We start from the raw sequence: 16,003 nt of genomic DNA, 5'->3' as shown, positions 1-16,003 counted from the left end.
TCCTTCAGCGGGTCAGCACGGTGCAGGCGCTGACGCCCGGTGCCCCGTAGACATGGGTGAAGCCGGTCGACGGATCCCCCGGTACCTGCCGTTCGCCGGCGCGGCCGCGCAACTGCTGCACGATCTCGTGGACCTGGCGCAGTCCGGAGGCGCCGATGGGCTCGCCGTTGGCGATGCACCCGCCGTCGGTGTTGACCGGCAGCGAGCCGCCGATCCCGGTCGCCCGGAACAGGATGAGTGACTCCTGCTCGCCGGGCTCGCAGAACCCGCACTCGGCCAGGTGCATCACCTCGGCCCCGCTCTCGGTGTCCTGCAGCTGGCACACGTCGATGTCGCGTGGCCCCAACCCGGCTTCCTCGAAAGCGTGTTGAGCGGCGTCGGCGCTCACACTCGTCGGCGTCCCGGGCGGCGCCCAGGGGCTGAACACCTCGAAGGAGCCGAACCGACGCGTCCGTACGACCGCCGCCCGCAGCGTGACCGGCGTTCCGCCGAGCTCGCGGGCCACCGCGCGGTTGCACAGGATCAGCGCGACCGCGCCCTGGCCGGGCGAGCAGAACATGTACCGGGTCAGAGGGTCGTTGACCATCCCGGACGCCAGGATCTCGTCCGCGTCGAGCGGCTTGCGGCGCCAGGCGTGCGGGGTGAGCACTCCGTTGGCGTACGCCTTCTCGGCGACCAGCGCCAGGGTGCGGGCGCCGATGCCGTGGTCGTGCATATATCGCTGGATCTTCATGGCGAAGAACTGTGTGGTCACCATCAGCCCGTCGCGGCCGTAGGCCTCGTCGAGCCCCCAGTCGGCGGGCCGCGGGTCGAACGCACCACGCGGATGCTTGTCGAAGCCGACGGCGAGGGCCACGTCCGCCGCCCCGGATCGGATCGCGCCCACGGCCGCCACCAGCGCGCTGCCGCCCGTCGCGCAGCCGTTGCGCACATTGGTGAACGGCACGCCCGTCAGGCCGAGTTCGGCGACCAGCGTGTCGGCGTTGCCGGCGGCATCGCTGCCGCCGTACGCGGCCCGCACCCGCGACCACGGCAGCCCCGCGTCGGCGAGGGCGGACCGCACAGCCTGCACGGCCAGCTGCCGGCCGCTCGCCTCCGTGCGGGCGAAGGAGGTGATCCCGGCGCCGCAGACGAGCACGTCCTCGCTGCTCATACGGCGGCTCCCGCGGCCCTGGGCACTCCGTCTGCCGCCGTGACTGTGAGCGGCATGCCGATCTCCGCCTCGTCGGGCCGGATGTCGAGGACGGCCAATACCCGTACCCCTTCCGGCAGTTCGACGTATCCGACGGTGAACGGCGTGAATCCGGCGACGGGCGGAACGTACGGCGGCGACTTGGGCGCGTACCGCTGCACGGTCCAGGTCCACAGCGTGCCCGTGGCGGAGAGCACGACCGGCTCGGCCGGCCCCCCGCAGCGCGGACACGCCGGGTCGGCGGCGTAGGTGGCCACCGCGCAGTCGGCGCACCGGGAGCCGCGCAGTCGGCTCCCGGTCTCCTCCGCTGCGCTCAGCGGCCCTTCCACTGCGGCTCCCGCTTCTCCAGGAACGCCGACACACCCTCCGCCGCGTCCTCGGAGTTGAGCATCACGCCGACCGCCAGATGCTCCATGACCATCAGCGACTGGATGTCCGCGTCGAGGCTCCGGTCGATGGTCATCTTGGTGATCCACATGGTGAACGGGCTCTTGTCGATGAGCTGGTCGGCGAACTCCTCGACCGTGGCGTCGAGTTTGTCGGCGGGCGCCGAGGAGTTGATGAGGTCGAACTCGGCGGCCTCGACCCCGGTGAGCAGCTTGCCGGTGAGCATCAGCTCCTTGGTCTTGCGGACGCCGATCATGCGTGGCACCCGGTAGATCGGGCCGGCGCCGCCGAACAGCGCGCGCCGGATGTGGAAGTCGCCTATCAGGGCGTCGTCCGCGGCGATCGCGAAGTCGCAGGAGATCATCAACTCGAAGCCGCCCGCGGTGACATGACCCTCGAGGACCGCGATGGACGGGGTCTTCATCGAGTAGAGCCGGTCGCAGACCTTCGCCGACAGCACGGCCACGTCGATCGCGTTGGACCTGCCGACGAAGTCGGCCTTGAGACTGTCCAGGTCGAACCCGGAGCAGAAGGTGTTCCCGCGCCCGCGCAGCACCAGCACGCGCAGCTCGGGGTCCGCGTCGACCTCGGTGATGATCTCGTCCAGCCGGTTGAGGATCGGCACGGTCACGCAGTTCTTCTTGTGCGGGCGGTTCAGCCAGACCCGCGCCACATGCCCGTCCCGCTCGAACTGGATCTCGTCCTCGACTGCCATGAGCTCCTCCAAACTGAACTGAATTGAGTTCGATTCTGTGGGCGGATGGATACCCCTGTCAATGGATCGGGAAGCGATGACCGCTGCGCGACCGGTGAACGATCAGCCGGTGGAGCCGGTGAGGCCGAGCAGACCGGCCAGGCGCAGGCGGTGGTCGTCGCCCGTGCCGAACAGCGCCTCGTCGGCCCGTGCCCGGCGCAGATGGAGATGGGCCGGGTGCTCCCAGGTGAAGCCGATTCCGCCGTGGAGCTGGACGTATTCCGTGGTGGCGAGTCGGTAGGCGCCGGTGCACGCGACCGCTGCGGCACTCGCGGCCACGGGCAGTTCCGGCACGCCTCCGGCAAGGCAGGCGGTCGCGTACGCCGAGGCCGACCGCGCACCCTCGACCTCGACGAGCAGGTCGGCCAGCCGGTGCTTGACCGCCTGGAACGAGCCGATGGCACGTCCGAACTGCGTCCGCTGGGACACATAGGCGAGCACGGCGTCCAGGGCGTGCGCACTGCCGCCGACGTGCTCGGCCGCCAGGGCCACCCGTCCGGCGTCGAGCACGGCGTCGACGACCCCCGCCGCCCGCCCGGGCTCGCCGACCGGCTCGGCCGGCGCCCCCCGGAAGCGGACGTATGCCTGACGCCGCGTGGAGTCGAGGACCCGACGAGCCGTGCGATCGCAGGTCGCACCGTCCGGCCCGCAGGCGAACAGCCGCTCCCCGTCCGGCGCGCGGGCGGCGACCAGCAGCAGATCTGCGCCTTCTCCGTCGGGCACGAAGTCGACCTCTCCGCGCAGCACCCAGCCGCCGGGGCCGCGCTCGGCCGTCACGTCGGCAGGGTGCAGGAATCCGGCGACCGTTGCCGTGAGCGCGCCAGAGGCGATACCCGGAAGCCAGCGCGCGCAGGCCTGCCGGTCGCCGCTGCTCAGGAGGGCGTGTCCGGCCAGCACGACGGTCGACAGCAGCGGCGCGGGACAGACCACACGCCCCGTCTCCTCCAAAGCGACGGCAAGCTCGGCGAACGTGTACCCGGCCCCGCCGTACTCCTCGGGCAGGGCGAGCCCATGCACTCCGATCTCGCAGGCGAGCCGCTCCCAGAACACCTGGTCGTACCCGCGCGGACTCCCGGCCTGCTTGCGGACTTCCTCGGGCCCACAGGTATCGGCAAGCAAATCCCTTAGAACTGCCCGCAGTTGACGCTGCTCGTCAGTCTCCAGCAACAGAGCGGGATCGCCACCAAGCCGGAACATTCAGACCTCCCTCGACCGAACGCCCCTCAGGGGCGCGGGGAACTGCGCGACCAGCCACGAACAACCCGCAGCCGACCACTCGGAGTTGGGCCCTCACACCGTGAATCGCCCACCATTCGCAAGAAGCACCGCCCCCACCAAGTTCGCCGCCTCCTCGCCCACCAGGAACAAAACAACGTCGGCAATCTCCTCCGCCGTCGCATACGGACGAACCCGCGGATCAGCAAACCCCCGCCGAAGCGCCGCAGGCGTCCGCGCCGCCATGCCCGTCTCCGTCGGCCCCGGCGCCACTGTGTTGACGCGGATCCCGAACGCGATCGCCTCCTTGGCGACGGACTGGCTCAGCGCATGCGCACCGGCCTTCGAGGCCGCGTAGTGCGGATAGCCGGCCTGGGTGTCGAAGGCCGAGGAGGAACCGACGGTGACCACGGTTCCGGACCGGTGCGGCGCCATGGCCCGCAGAGCGGCGCGCAGAACATGGAACGTGCCGTCCAGGTTGACGCGCATGACACGTCGCCATGCATCGTCGCCGAGCCGCGCGGTCACCTCCGGCAGCCGGTCGGCGACCAGGGCCTCGGCGATCCACTCCTTGGCCGTGGGGTCGTCGACTCCGGCCGCGTGCACCACGACGTCGAGCCGCCCGTGGCGCCGTACGACCTCGTCGAAGGCCTCGTCGACCTGCGCCGGTTCGGCCACGTCGACGGTCAGCGGGTGTGCTCGCCGCAGCTCCTTCACGACGGCCTCCGCCGCCGGGCCGTCGATGTCCGCGGCGAAGACTTCCGCCCCCTCCGCGGCCAGTCGCCGGGCGACCGCCGCTCCGATGCCTGATCCTGCGCCGGTGACGAGCGCGATCCGCCCGTCGAAGCGCCCCGTGTGTTCGTCGCCCATGCACGGTCACCGCCCCACAGTCAGGTACTGAACTGACTTCATTTTTGTTACTGTCACTCGTATGTCAACAGGCAGGACGAGAGCACTCCGGCTGACCCACTGGGGCGGCCCGCCGATCCTCACCGAGGTGGCACGACCCGTTCCCACGGCCGAAGAGGTGCTGATCCGGGTGGAGGCGGCCGGCCTCTGCCGCTCGGACCTCCACGTCATGGACGCACGGCCGGGAGACCTCCCGTACCGGATTCCGTTCACCCTCGGACACGAGGTCGCAGGCAGGGTGGTGGAGCGCGGCCCGCTCGCCACGGGTCCGGCGATCGGCGAGCGCGTGGTCGTCTACGGCCCCTGGGGCTGCGGGAGTTGCGCACGCTGCGCGGCCGGCGCGGAGAACTACTGCGACCGGCGCGCGGCACGGGACGCCGACCGCGTCGGCACGGGCGCGGGGCTCGGGCGCGACGGCGGGATGGCCGACCTGATGCTCGTGCCGTCCGGTCGGCCACTGGTCCCGGTGGGCGACCTGGCCGCGACCCAGGCGGCACCCCTGTCGGACGCCGGGCTCACCGCGTTCCACGCCGTGGCCACGGTCCGGCGCGCACTGGGCGACGACGCGAGCGCCGGCGTGGTAGTCCTCGGGGTCGGCGGTCTGGGACATCTGGCCGTCCAGATCCTGCGCGCCACAACGTCCGCGCAGGTGCTGGCCGTGGACGTACGGGAGGAGGCGCTCGTGCTGGCCGACGAGTGCGGCGCGCACTTCGCCACGCTCCTGCGGCCCGACACTGCGGCCGTCCTGCGAGGCCGCACCGGCGGAGTCGGCGCGACGGCCGTGCTCGACTTCGTCGGCAGTCCCTCCAGCCTGGAGCTGGCGGTGGACGTGTTGCGGGCGGGCGGGGACCTGGCTGTGGTGGGCAGCGGCGGCGGGCAGCTGACGGTACGCAAACCCGGTGCGCTGCCTCCCGGAACACGGATCTCGTTGCCCTTCTGGGGGACCCTCCCCGAACTGGAAGAGGTCGTCGCGCTGGCACGCAAGGGCGTCCTGAAGGCAGGCGTCAAGCGGTTCGCGCTGTCGAGCGCGGCGGAGGCGATGGCAAGGCTCCGCTCCGGCGACGTACGGGGGCGCGCCGTTCTGGTCCCCGACTGATCCGGCCGAAACCCATACCGTTACCCCCCGTGCACGCCACCCTCTCGACTACAGAAGTGAGTTCAATTAGCGTCTTGTTCCACTCGGCGACGCGAAGGCGGTGGGACCCGCTATGGATGCGGAGACAGTGGATCTGCTGGTGATAGGCGGCGGTATGGCCGGACTCTCGGCCGCCGCCCGGGTGGCCGCCGAGGGCGGCTCGGTGATCCTGGTGGAGAAGGCGGAACGCACCGGCGGCTCCGCCCGCTTCGCCGGTTTCATGTGGACGACCCCGACGGTCGAGGAGATGCGCCGGGTCAACCCGGACGGCGACCCGGAGCTCGCCGGCGCCCTGGTGGACGGGTTCGCCGGCGGCGTGGCCTGGATCCGGTCGCTCGGCGTGGAGTGCCGGCCGCCTGTGCCCGTGCTCGGCTTCGGCCGCGGCCACCAGATCGACACCAACCACTACCTCGACACCTGCGAGCGACTGATCCGCGACCGGGGCCAGGAAGTGCTGACCGCCACCAGGACCCGCTCGCTCGTGACGGAGAACGGGGTGGTCAAGGGTGCCGACTTCCTTCTGCCGGACGGCACTTCGCGCCGGATCGAGGCCACCTGGACCCTGCTCGCGACCGGCGGCTTCCAGGGGGACCGCAGCCTGCGCGCCGAGCACGTCCACCCGCAGGCCGCGGACATCGGCCTGCGGGCCAACCCGCACAGCCGGGGCGACGGCCTCACGCTCGGGCGCAGCGTGGGCGCGGCATTCGGCAAGAAGGACGCCGGGTTCTACGGGCACTTGATGCCTGCGGGCGTCTCCCTGGCCGACCCCGCACGCTTCGTCGACCTCGCGCTCTACTACAGCGAGCACGCCCTGCTGTTCGACACCACCGGCGAACGCTTCGTCGACGAGACGGTCGGGGACCATCTGACGACGATGGCCCTGCTGGAACGGCCGGAAGCCCGTGGCCTGTTGGTCGCCGACGCGCGGGTGCACCGCGAGTGGATCAGCGCCTCGTACGTGGAGGGCATCCCCGGCGTGGACAAGTTCCAGCTGTGCCATCGCGCCGGCGCCCGTAGCGCGGTGGCGGACGGCCTGGAGGACTTCGCGTCGATGCCCGAGGAGTGGGGCTACCCCGGCGCCACGATCCGCGACCGCATCGAGAAGTTCAACACCACCGTGAGCGCGAACGGCGCGACGACACCCGGTCGGCTGCTCGACCGCCGACCGCTCGACGAACCGCCGTACTACGTCGTCGAGGCGGCCCCGGCGATCACGTTCACGTTCGGCGGCCTGCTGATCGACGCCGGGGCGCACGTCCTGTCCGCGGTGTCCGACGGACCGGCTCCCGTACCCGGCCTGCTCGCGGCCGGCGCCGACGCGGGCGGACTGTACCGACGCGCCTACGCGGGCGGCCTCGCCCCCGCACTGGTCTTCGGCCTGGCGGCGGCGCGGACCGCGCTCACCGAGACCCCGACGGCCGTCGGACGCTGACCCCGATCGGCCCTTCGGCACAAATCCCGTGCACGAGGCTTGCCCGTCCGGCACTGGAGTGCCTAGCTTACTGAATTGAGTTCACTTTAACTCTGCGTTTCGTGAGGTGATCATGCTTCTCGCATGTGTGGCGCGAACGCGCTCTTCCCCGAGGGAGGGACTGTGAGTCAGTTCCTGCTGGTCCTGGTCAGCGGCGTGGCCAGTGGAGCCGTGTACGGCCTCATGGGTCTCGGGCTGGTGATCATCTACCGGGCCACGGACGTCGTGAACTTCGCGATGGCCTCGCTCGCGACCCTGGGCCTGTACGTGGCGCTCTCGCTCCACGACCGCGGTGTGGCGACGGCGCTCGGCGTCCTCGCCGCCGTCGCCATCACCGTGGCGGCGGGCCTGGTGGTGCGTGAGACGGTGATCCGGCCGCTGGGGCAGGGGCAGTTGTTCTCCGCCCTCGTCGTGACGATGGGCGTGTCCCTGGTCGCGGAGAGCGTGGCCGGATCCATCTGGGGCGACCAGCCCAAGTCCTTCCCCAGTCTGGTCGACGGGTCGGTGCGCTGGTCGGGCGCCGCGGTGCCGGTCCAGAGCCTGCTCACCATCGCCGTCGCCGCCGTGGCGATGGCTCTGGTCGGCTATCTGTTCGCCCGCACCACGCTCGGCTCGGCCATGCGCGCCGCGGCCGAGTCGGCGGACACTGCCCGCGTGGTCGGGCTGAGTTCGGGGCGGCTCGCCAGGATCTCCTGGGCGCTCGGGCTGGGTCTCGCCGCGTTGGCCGCCTGTCTGTACGCACCGCGGTCCGGCCTGGTGCCCACCGCGCTCGTCGCGCCCCTGTTCCGGGCCTTCGCCGGAATCTTCCTGGGCGGCCTGACCAGCATGTACGGCGCCGTCCTCGGCGGGCTGACCATCGGCGTCCTGGACAACATGGCGGCGAACTACGTCTCCGCCAGCTTCCGGGACACATTCGTGTTCTCGTTCACCGTGCTGGTGCTGCTGATCCGCCCCCAGGGCATGTTCGGCGCCCGCACCTTCCAACGGGTCTGAGGGGTCGCATCCATGGTCTTCAACCGTTCCCTCCTGGCCAGGGCCGCCCTGGGCCCGGCCGCCGGCGCGGTGCTCATGGCGTTCATGGCCTCCGGCGCGATCCCCGCGTACCAGATGTACTCGGTGGGCCTTGCGGCCGTGTACACGATCGTCGTGCTGTCGGTCGGCCTGCTCGCCGGCTGGTCCGGCATCTGGTCCGTGGGCCATCCCGCGTTCTTCGCCATCGGCGCCTACTTCGCCGCGTACGGCAGCGGTCACGACTGGCCGCTGGAGGCGGTGGTCCTCGGTGCCGTCGCCACCGGTGCCGTCCTGGGCGCCTTCCTGGGGTACGCGGGTGCCAGGTTCTCGGTGCTCTACATCGCCCTGCTGACCCTCGCCTTCACCACGGTGACCCTGGAGTTGATCAACCGCTGGAGCAGTGTGACCGGCGGCGACCAGGGAGTGCCGGTCGTCCAGCTGCGCAGCGCACTGGGCTTCGGCACCCTCCTGGGTGGTGGCACCGAGGCTCAGTACCTCGCGGTCGGCGCCGCCGCCGTCGTACTCGCGCTGGCCGTTCCGGCTGCCGCCTCGGGACTGCGGATGCGGCTGGTGGCCGCCAAGTCGCACCCCCTGGCCGCCCGTACGATCGGCATCGCGCCGGAGGCGCAGTCGTCGCTGTCGTTCGCGGTGAGCGCAGCCTGCACCTGCTTCGCGGGCGTGCTGCTCGGCCTGCTCACCGGGTTCGTCAGCCCGGATCCGTTCTCGCTGACCTTCGGCATCTCGCTGATCGCGGCGTGCGTGCTCGGCGGGGTCGGCACCATTCTCGGTGCCGCGGCCGGCGGGATCTATCTGACCTGGAATCCTTCCCTCTCGTCCGCCGTCGGGATGCCCCAACCGGTCGTGCAGGGCCTCGTGTTGATCGCGGTGCTTCTGTTCCTGCCGGGTGGGGTCGTACCCTTCCTCGCCAAGCCCGCTCGAAGCCTCCTACGGCGGGTGCAGCGACGACCGGACGCCGAAGTACCCCTGCCTGCCGATGAGTTGACAAAACCCGCGCCGCTCGGGCCCTCGGGCGACGGCCCCGTCCTGCTGCATCTGGAGCATGTGTCGGTCTCGTACGGCGGGCTCAAGGCCCTGGAGGATGCCTCGCTGTCCCTGCGGCAGAACGAGATCCTGGCGGTCATCGGGCCCAACGGGGCAGGGAAGACAACTCTGTTGAACGCGTTGTCGGGGCTGACCGGCAACGGGCGGGTGAGCGGGAGCGCCGAATTCGCCGGACGGCCTCTCCTCAAGGCCAGGGCGACCGCGCGGCGGCGGCTGGGCATCGGCCGTACGTTCCAGCACGCGGAGGTATTCTCCGAACTCACCGTCGCGGAGAACGTGTTGTGCACCCGTCGCCGGATCACCGCCGGGGACCGGGCCGAGGTCGCGCGGCTGCTGCACTCCGTCGGTCTCGCGGACGTGGCCGACCGCCGCCCCGGAGAGCTGCCGTTCGGCCTGCAGAAGCGTCTCGACCTGGCGCGTGCGATGGCCGAGAATCCGAAACTGCTGATCCTGGACGAGCCGTTCGGCGGCCTCGACGCGGGTGAACGGGCACTGCTGGCGCGGCACATCAGGCGGCTGCACGCCGAAGGGACTGCCGTCGTGGTCATCGACCACGTCCTCGACGACCTCTTCTCCGTCGCCCACCGGGTGCTCGCGTTCGACTTCGGCCGCACGATCGGCGAGGGCACCCCGGACACCGTTCTGCAGGACCCGAAGGTGCGGTCGTCGTACCTGGGAACCGTCGAAGGCAGGACCCGGCCGCCCACGCAGGCGGGCGAGCGGAGCATGATCCGCCTGCACGGGGTCGGCCACACATACGGCGGTGTGGTCGCCCTGCGCGACGTCGACCTCGACGTCCGCCAGGGGGTCGTGCTGGGCATCGCCGGAGCCAACGGAGCAGGCAAGAGCACGCTGGCCGGCATCCTGCACGGCTCGCTCGAACCGGCCCGCGGCGACCGGGAGTCGGGCGGGGCGGTTCGCACCAGTCTGGCGCCCGAGGGCCGGGCCCTGTTCAAGACGCTCTCCCTGCGCGAGAACCTCGAAGTCGCCGCCTACGGGGCGGGCATCACCGGTGCGCCGCTGCGCGAACGGCTGGAGGAGACCGTCCAGTGGCTGCCGGCCCGGCTGCGCGACCGGCTGTCCGCCTCCGCGGGCGGGCTGTCCGGCGGAGAGCAGCAGATGCTCGCCATCGCCCGGGCCCTGATCGTCGCACCGGACGTCCTGATCGTCGACGAACCGGCGCTGGGGCTGGCTCCCGCCCTGGTCGACGAGGTGTACGACCGGCTGGCCAGGCTGGCTCACGACGGGCTGACCGTCGTACTGCTCGAACAGCTGCTCAGCCGGGCCATGTCCGTGTGCCACGAGGTGGCCGTGCTGCACGAGGGCGTCGTCGCGGCCCAAGGGCGGCCGGGCGACCCGGAGTTCGCGGCGCTGGCCGAGGCGGCGTACTTCAGCGGCGGCCTGGACCCCGCCACCACGACCGCTGCGGCCAACGCCCGGACCTCTTCAGTGAATTGACAATCCCGTTGTGAACGAGGTGGACCGTGTTCCGAACGATGAGAAAATTCCGCCGCACCGCGGGAGCGATGGCCGTCATGGCCGCGGTGGCGCTCACCGCCAACGCCTGCGCCGGCCAGGACTCCGCAGCGGCCGGTGGCAGCTCGTCCGAGATCCACATCGGCGCGTGGCTCCCTCTCACGGGTGCCACCGCCACGTACGGCGTGGGTGAAAAGGGGGGCGCCGACGCGTACTTCAAGATGCTCAACGCCAAGGGCGGCATCAACGGCCGCAAGGTCAAGTGGACCGTCAAGGACAACGCGGCCGACCCGCAGCAGACCGTGCAGATCGCACGTGAACTGGTCGGCCAGGACAAGGTCGTGGCCATCGTCAACGCGAACGGCACCTCCCAGGCGGAGGCGGCCTTCCCGTTCGTCCTCAACCAGTCCAAGGTGCCGGTCGTCAACGAGGTGGGCGGCACCGAGAACTGGTACAAGCCGCCGCGTCCCGGCCTGTTCGGCACCCAGACCCTCTACGAGGACCAGGCGGCGGCGGTCGCCGCGTGGGCGGTGCAGGACGGCGCGAAGAAGATCCTCGTCGTGCACAGCGACCCGGCCGCGTTCGTGAACGTGGCCAAGCAGGTGGAGCCGGTCGCGAAGAAGGTGGATCCCTCGGTCGAGGTCGACCGGCTGCCGGTCAAGTACCAGACCACCGACTACACACCCGTGATCAGCAAGGTGAAGGCCGCGAAGACCCAGGCAGTAGTCCTGATCCTCACCTCCCCCGAGGCGGCCGCCTTCCTCAAGGAGGCCAAGCTCCAGGGGCTCTCGCTGCCCACCTACGCCTACGCCCCCGTGGCCGCCGAGTCGACGGTTGCCCTGGCCAAGGACGCCGCCGAGGGCCTCAAGGCCGTACAGCTGGTGAAGGCGCCCTCCGGCGAGGAACCCGCGGTGAAGGAGTTCCGGACCGCAATGGCCAAGTACGAGCCCGGCCAGACCGCCGGATTCCTCGCCCTGTGGGGCTGGAGCAACGCGAAGGTGTTCGCCGAGATCACGAAGACCATCAAGGGGCCTGTCACGTCCCAGGCCCTCACCGCTGCGTACCATAAGGCGAGCAAGGTGGACCCGGGGGTGTCACCGGTCATGCACTTCAGCGCGAGTAGTCACCTCGGCACGCGCAGCGTGCAGAGAGTGGTCGTGAAGAACGGTGCCTGGACATCCGTCGGCGACTTCTACACGCCCCCGGCACGCGACTGAGAGCCCGGGCCCCGGCGTGACACGGGGCCCTGCGCCGACCTCTTCCCTCCGGTTGGGAACAAGCCATCCCACGAGACCCGGATGACGGAAGTGATGGAAACCCTGAACGCACGCCGACGCTGGGTTAGCCTCGTCTCCTCTTGGGGGCGAACTGACGTACGGCAAACATCACTTCGGGGGGACCGTGTCAGAACATCGGCCGGTGCCACCGGACTCGGCGACGGGCGAGGCCGCCGCACTGCGACAGACCGGTGCCTCACCACTGCGTCCCGGCGACCCGGGCCGCATCGGCCCCTATGTGCCGCTGGCGCTGCTCGGCAGCGGTGGGATGGGACGGGTCTATCTGGCACGCCCCGCGCAGGACAGCCCCGATCTTGTCACGGTGAAGGTGATCAGACCGGAGTACGCGGACGACCCCAACTTCCGGCGCCGGTTCGAGCGCGAGGCGTCGGTGCACGCCCAGGTCCACACCCCGCAGACGCCCAGACTGTGCGGTACCGGCTTCCAGGAGGAACTGCTGTGGATGGCCACCGAGTACCTCCCGGGGCTGGATCTGGCTGATGCCGTACGCGAGGGCGGCGCCCTGGAGCCTGCGGGGGTCTGGCGACTGGTGGCGGAGCTGGGCCGGGCGCTCGCCGGCCTGGCCGCCGCAGGGATCGTGCACCGGGATCTGAAGCCGTCGAACGTACTGCTGTGCGTCCGCGGCGCCTACGTGATCGACTTCGGTCTTTCGAAGGCGGTGGACGCGAGCGCGCTCACCGGCACGGGCAACCGGGTGGGAACTCCCGCCTATATGTCGCCGGAGCACCTGAGGACAGGCAGGTGCGACACGGCGTCTGATGTCTTCTCGCTGGCCGGGACGCTGGTCTACGCGGCGACGGGACGTGCCCCCTTCGGCGACGGCACGGGTGTCGATGTGATGCACCGGGTGGCGTTCGAAGAACCGGATCCGGAGCTGATCGGTGAGATCTCTGCGGCGGACGCGGCACTCGGCTCGCTGCTGTCCGCCTGCCTGGCCAAGGAGCCCGAGCGGCGGCCCACTCCGCAGGACCTGATCGACGCGGCCGAAGCACACACCGGGACGTCCATCTGGCCCGAGCCGCTGGGCGGCAGGGTGCTGGCCAGGCAGCGGGCGTACGAGGTGCTGCGCAGGCCCGCTTCGCCCGGTGCCGGACCGCAGACGGAGGCGGCAGGTGCGTCCGCCGTCGCACCACCGCGGCACTTACCCGCGGAGGGAGGCCGCACCTGGGAGCGGAAGAAGACGAGGCTGGCCGTCGCTGCGGGCGTCGTCCTCTGCGTGGTGGCCGCAGCGGGCTTCCTGCTCGCCCACCAGGAAGCCCCGGCGACCGCTTCCTCCCCTCCCTCCCCGGAGGCCGGTGCGACGAACGGCGTCGGCACCATGCCCGGTGATGCCCCCTTGTCGCCGGTGCCCGGGGCCTCGGACCGGACGTCCGTGTCCGGCAAGAGCGCCGACGGCGCCGCGAACGCCGACGCCGCCCCCTCGGGTCCTGAGGTCTCCGGCTCCGCCGACGCCGGCCGTCCGACCGCCCCCGCGGCCGTTGCCACCGCGCCCAGTACCGCCGCCGACCCCGCCGCGTCCCCGAGCAGCACGCCCACCGAGCGCGCAGCCCCGCCCTGGATCTCCGACTGCACGTACTACTCCGGCAACGGACGCACCCGCCAGGGAGACAGCGGCAACCGTGTGCTGCAGGTGCAGTGCATGCTGGTCAAGCGCGGTTACAGCGTGGGGAGCACGGGCGTGGACGGCGACTTCGGCCCCGGAACGGAGACGGCGGTGCAGAGCTTCCAGAGCGACAAGGGGCTCGACGCCGACGGCATCGTGGGGCACGCGACCTGGACCGCCCTGCGCAGCACCGAGTGATGTCGCCGGTCCCTGGCCCCCGCTCACGTGCATGTGACAACTTCCTTGCCCTGGCCCTCGCCCCCGCCTAGCCTGACTTTGTGCCGATAATAAACAAAGTCCGAACGCACAACGCCGTGCCGGGCACCACCCTCGGCCGCCTGCGCATCGCCCTCACCGTCTTCTTCGCTCTCGACGGCTTCATCTTCGCCGGCTGGGTCGTCCGCATCCCGGCCATCAAGCACCAGACCGGCGCCTCCGCCGGCACCCTCGGGCTCGCGCTCCTCGGCGTCTCCGCCGGCGCCGTGATCACGATGATGCTCACCGGACGTCTGTGCCGCCGCTACGGCAGCCACGTGGTCACCGTGATCTGCGGCATCCTGCTCTCCCTGAGCGTCGCCCTGCCTCCGCTGACGCATTCGGCAGTCGCGCTCGGCGCCGTTCTCCTGGTCTTCGGTGCGGCGTACGGCGGTATCAACGTCGCCTTCAACAGCGCCGCCGTCGATCTCGTCGCCGTCCTGCGGCGGCCGATCATGCCGAGTTTCCATGCCGCGTTCAGCCTCGGCGGCATGCTCGGTGCCGGGCTGGGCGGACTGGTTGCCGGACATCTCTCCCCGACTCGGCATCTCCTCGGCCTGACCTTCATCGGGCTTGTGGTGACGGCCGTGGCGGGGCGTTCGCTCCTGCGTCAGCAGCCGCCGAAGCCGCCCGAGCGGGCGGGCGGGGCCGGGCCGGGCAGTCCGCGCCGCCTCGACGGCCGCAGCCGCGGGCTGGTGGTGGTCTTCGGGCTCATCGCCCTGTGCACGGCCTACGGCGAGGGAGCCATGGCCGACTGGGGCGCGCTGCATCTGGAACAGAACCTGGGCACCTCCGCGGGCGTCGCGGCAATGGGGTACTCCTGCTTTGCACTCGCCATGACCATCGGGCGGCTGACGGGAACGACCCTGCTCGAACGGCTCGGCCGTACCCGCACCGTGGTCGCGGGCGGCACCACCGCCGCGCTGGGCATGCTGGCCGGCTCCCTGTCACCGTCGCTGTGGGCGGCTCTCATCGGCTTCGCCGTCACGGGACTCGGTCTCGCCAACCTCTTCCCGGTCGCCGTCGAACGGGCCGGGATGCTGGCCGGCCCCGGCGGTGTCGCGATCGCCTCCACCTTCGGCTACGGCGGCATGCTGCTCGGCCCGCCCGCGATCGGTTTCATGGCTGACTGGTTCTCCCTGCCCACCGCTCTCACCAGCGTCGCCGTGCTGGCGGCGATCGCCGCGCTCGTCGGGCTGGTACTGCATTTTCGGGGGGATAACCCCCGGACCCCCAGCAGAAAAGCGAGCCGGCCGACGTGACCGGCGCGGACATCGCGAGGCAAACCTGAGTAACCCGTCGCGCGGCCACCGGCTGACTCGGCGGCCGGATCCCGCCCTCTCAGCCCACAGGTGGAAGCGCCGTCCAGAGCAGATCGCGTTCCACCTGGTCCAGGGACAACGCGCCGGTCAGCCGCATCGCCTCGGCCAGTTCGCCGGTGAGTTCGTCGAGCAACCGGGCAACTCCGCCGTCCCCGGCGACCGTCAGCGCCCACAGCACCGGTCGTCCGACGAACACCGCGCGGGCGCCGAGCGCGAGAGCGGCCAGGATGTGGGTGCCGCGGCGCAGTCCGCCGTCGACGTAGACCTCCGTGCCCGTACCGGCCACCGCCTCGGCGACTTCCGGCAGCGCCCAGGCGGTCGGCACCAGCCCGTCGAGCTGCCGCCCGCCGTGGTTGGAGACCAGGAGCCCGGAGGCACCGGCCGCCGCGAACTCGCGCGCGTCGTCGCCCCGTAGCACCCCTTTGACCACGACCGGAAGCCCCGTCTGCTCGCCCAGCCAGGCGATCACGTCCGGGGTGAGGTCGGCCGCGTGCTCGGCCGCCTCCCGGGCGGGGATGCCGGTGACGTTGCCGTACAGGTCCTCCGGTCCGACGAAGTCCGCCACATGGGCTCCGGGCCTGCCGTGCGAGCCGATCACCGGGGTGTCGGCCGTCAGTACGACCGCCCGGGCTCCGGCGGCCCTGGCCCGCTCCAGCACCTCCACGGTCAGCGACCGGTCCCGGGCCACATAGACCTGCACCCACCACGGCGCCCCGCTCGCCGGCAGGGCGGAGAAGGGGATCGCCGTGTTGGAGGTCACCGCCAGCAGCGATCCGGCGCGGGCGACGCCGCGCGCGGTGGCCGCTTCGCCCTCCGGGTCCGCCCGGCGCTGCAGGGTGCTCGGGGCGGCTAGGGCCTGTTCTGAGTTCCCCGTCGTCCGCGCGGAGCGCGGGCGCAGCGGCGTTCGGTGCGT

The 16,003-nt window shown here is 71.3% G+C and carries 13 protein-coding genes; 7 read left to right on the top strand and 6 right to left on the bottom strand.

Annotated features, from left to right (window positions below; translation table 11 throughout):
* Positions 1-4 precede the first annotated feature (4 nt).
* The 5 genes from P2Q00_RS24110 to P2Q00_RS24090 form a co-directional block, all read right to left on the bottom strand.
* Positions 5-1,153: a thiolase family protein gene (locus P2Q00_RS24110; protein ID WP_275774752.1), complete on the bottom strand. Its 1,149-nt coding sequence runs from the start codon at positions 1,151-1,153 to the stop codon at positions 5-7.
* The gene (locus tag P2Q00_RS24105) at positions 1,150-1,521 is read right to left on the bottom strand and encodes a Zn-ribbon domain-containing OB-fold protein (protein WP_275774751.1); all 372 of its coding nucleotides are present in this window, start codon (positions 1,519-1,521) and stop codon (positions 1,150-1,152) included. The genes P2Q00_RS24110 and P2Q00_RS24105 overlap by 4 nt, the downstream gene beginning before the upstream one ends.
* Complete coding sequence (locus P2Q00_RS24100; RefSeq protein WP_275774750.1) at positions 1,506-2,294, bottom strand: enoyl-CoA hydratase/isomerase family protein; 789 nt, start codon at positions 2,292-2,294, stop codon at positions 1,506-1,508. Before P2Q00_RS24100 ends, P2Q00_RS24105 begins: the two co-directional genes overlap by 16 nt.
* Before the next feature lie 102 nt (positions 2,295-2,396).
* Positions 2,397-3,530 carry an acyl-CoA dehydrogenase family protein gene (locus tag P2Q00_RS24095; protein ID WP_275774749.1) on the bottom strand — a complete coding sequence of 378 codons (1,134 nt, stop codon included), beginning with the start codon at positions 3,528-3,530 and terminating at the stop codon, positions 2,397-2,399.
* Between the two features lie 93 nt (positions 3,531-3,623).
* Positions 3,624-4,418, bottom strand: coding sequence for an SDR family NAD(P)-dependent oxidoreductase (locus P2Q00_RS24090; RefSeq protein ID WP_275774748.1), 795 nt, complete (start codon positions 4,416-4,418; stop codon positions 3,624-3,626).
* A gap of 61 nt (positions 4,419-4,479) precedes the next feature.
* On the opposite strand from P2Q00_RS24090, the gene P2Q00_RS24085 reads away from it, so the two are divergent.
* The 7 genes from P2Q00_RS24085 (at position 4,480) to P2Q00_RS24055 (ending at position 15,030) form a co-directional block, all read left to right on the top strand.
* Positions 4,480-5,553, top strand: a complete 1,074-nt coding sequence (locus P2Q00_RS24085; protein ID WP_275774747.1) for an NAD(P)-dependent alcohol dehydrogenase — start codon at positions 4,480-4,482, stop codon at positions 5,551-5,553.
* Between the two features lie 112 nt (positions 5,554-5,665).
* Positions 5,666-7,024, top strand: a complete 1,359-nt coding sequence (locus tag P2Q00_RS24080; RefSeq protein WP_275774746.1) for an FAD-dependent oxidoreductase — start codon at positions 5,666-5,668, stop codon at positions 7,022-7,024.
* A gap of 162 nt (positions 7,025-7,186) precedes the next feature.
* Positions 7,187-8,056 carry a branched-chain amino acid ABC transporter permease gene (locus P2Q00_RS24075; protein ID WP_275774745.1) on the top strand — a complete coding sequence of 290 codons (870 nt, stop codon included), beginning with the start codon at positions 7,187-7,189 and terminating at the stop codon, positions 8,054-8,056.
* A gap of 12 nt (positions 8,057-8,068) precedes the next feature.
* Positions 8,069-10,594 carry a branched-chain amino acid ABC transporter ATP-binding protein/permease gene (locus P2Q00_RS24070; protein WP_275774744.1) on the top strand — a complete coding sequence of 842 codons (2,526 nt, stop codon included), beginning with the start codon at positions 8,069-8,071 and terminating at the stop codon, positions 10,592-10,594.
* Positions 10,595-10,632: 38 nt separating this feature from the next.
* Positions 10,633-11,829 carry an ABC transporter substrate-binding protein gene (locus P2Q00_RS24065; protein WP_275774743.1) on the top strand — a complete coding sequence of 399 codons (1,197 nt, stop codon included), beginning with the start codon at positions 10,633-10,635 and terminating at the stop codon, positions 11,827-11,829.
* Between the two features lie 202 nt (positions 11,830-12,031).
* On the top strand, positions 12,032-13,711 hold the full coding sequence (locus tag P2Q00_RS24060) for a protein kinase domain-containing protein (protein WP_275774742.1): 1,680 nt from the start codon (positions 12,032-12,034) through the stop codon (positions 13,709-13,711).
* A gap of 116 nt (positions 13,712-13,827) precedes the next feature.
* Positions 13,828-15,030, top strand: coding sequence for an MFS transporter (locus tag P2Q00_RS24055; RefSeq protein WP_275774741.1), 1,203 nt, complete (start codon positions 13,828-13,830; stop codon positions 15,028-15,030).
* A 79-nt stretch (positions 15,031-15,109) separates the two neighbouring features.
* Here P2Q00_RS24055 and P2Q00_RS24050 read toward each other — a convergent pair whose 3' ends face one another.
* A complete protein-coding gene (locus P2Q00_RS24050) occupies positions 15,110-15,925 on the bottom strand; it encodes an alpha-hydroxy acid oxidase (RefSeq protein WP_439145902.1) in 816 nt (271 codons plus the stop codon).
* Between the last annotated feature and the right edge of the window lie 78 nt (positions 15,926-16,003).

Source organism: Streptomyces coacervatus, from assembly GCF_029223485.1.
Taxonomy (GTDB): Bacteria; Actinomycetota; Actinomycetes; order Streptomycetales; family Streptomycetaceae; genus Streptomyces; species Streptomyces coacervatus.
Note: the sequence above shows the minus strand (reverse complement) of the source record. Positions and strands in the feature narration are given on the sequence as shown.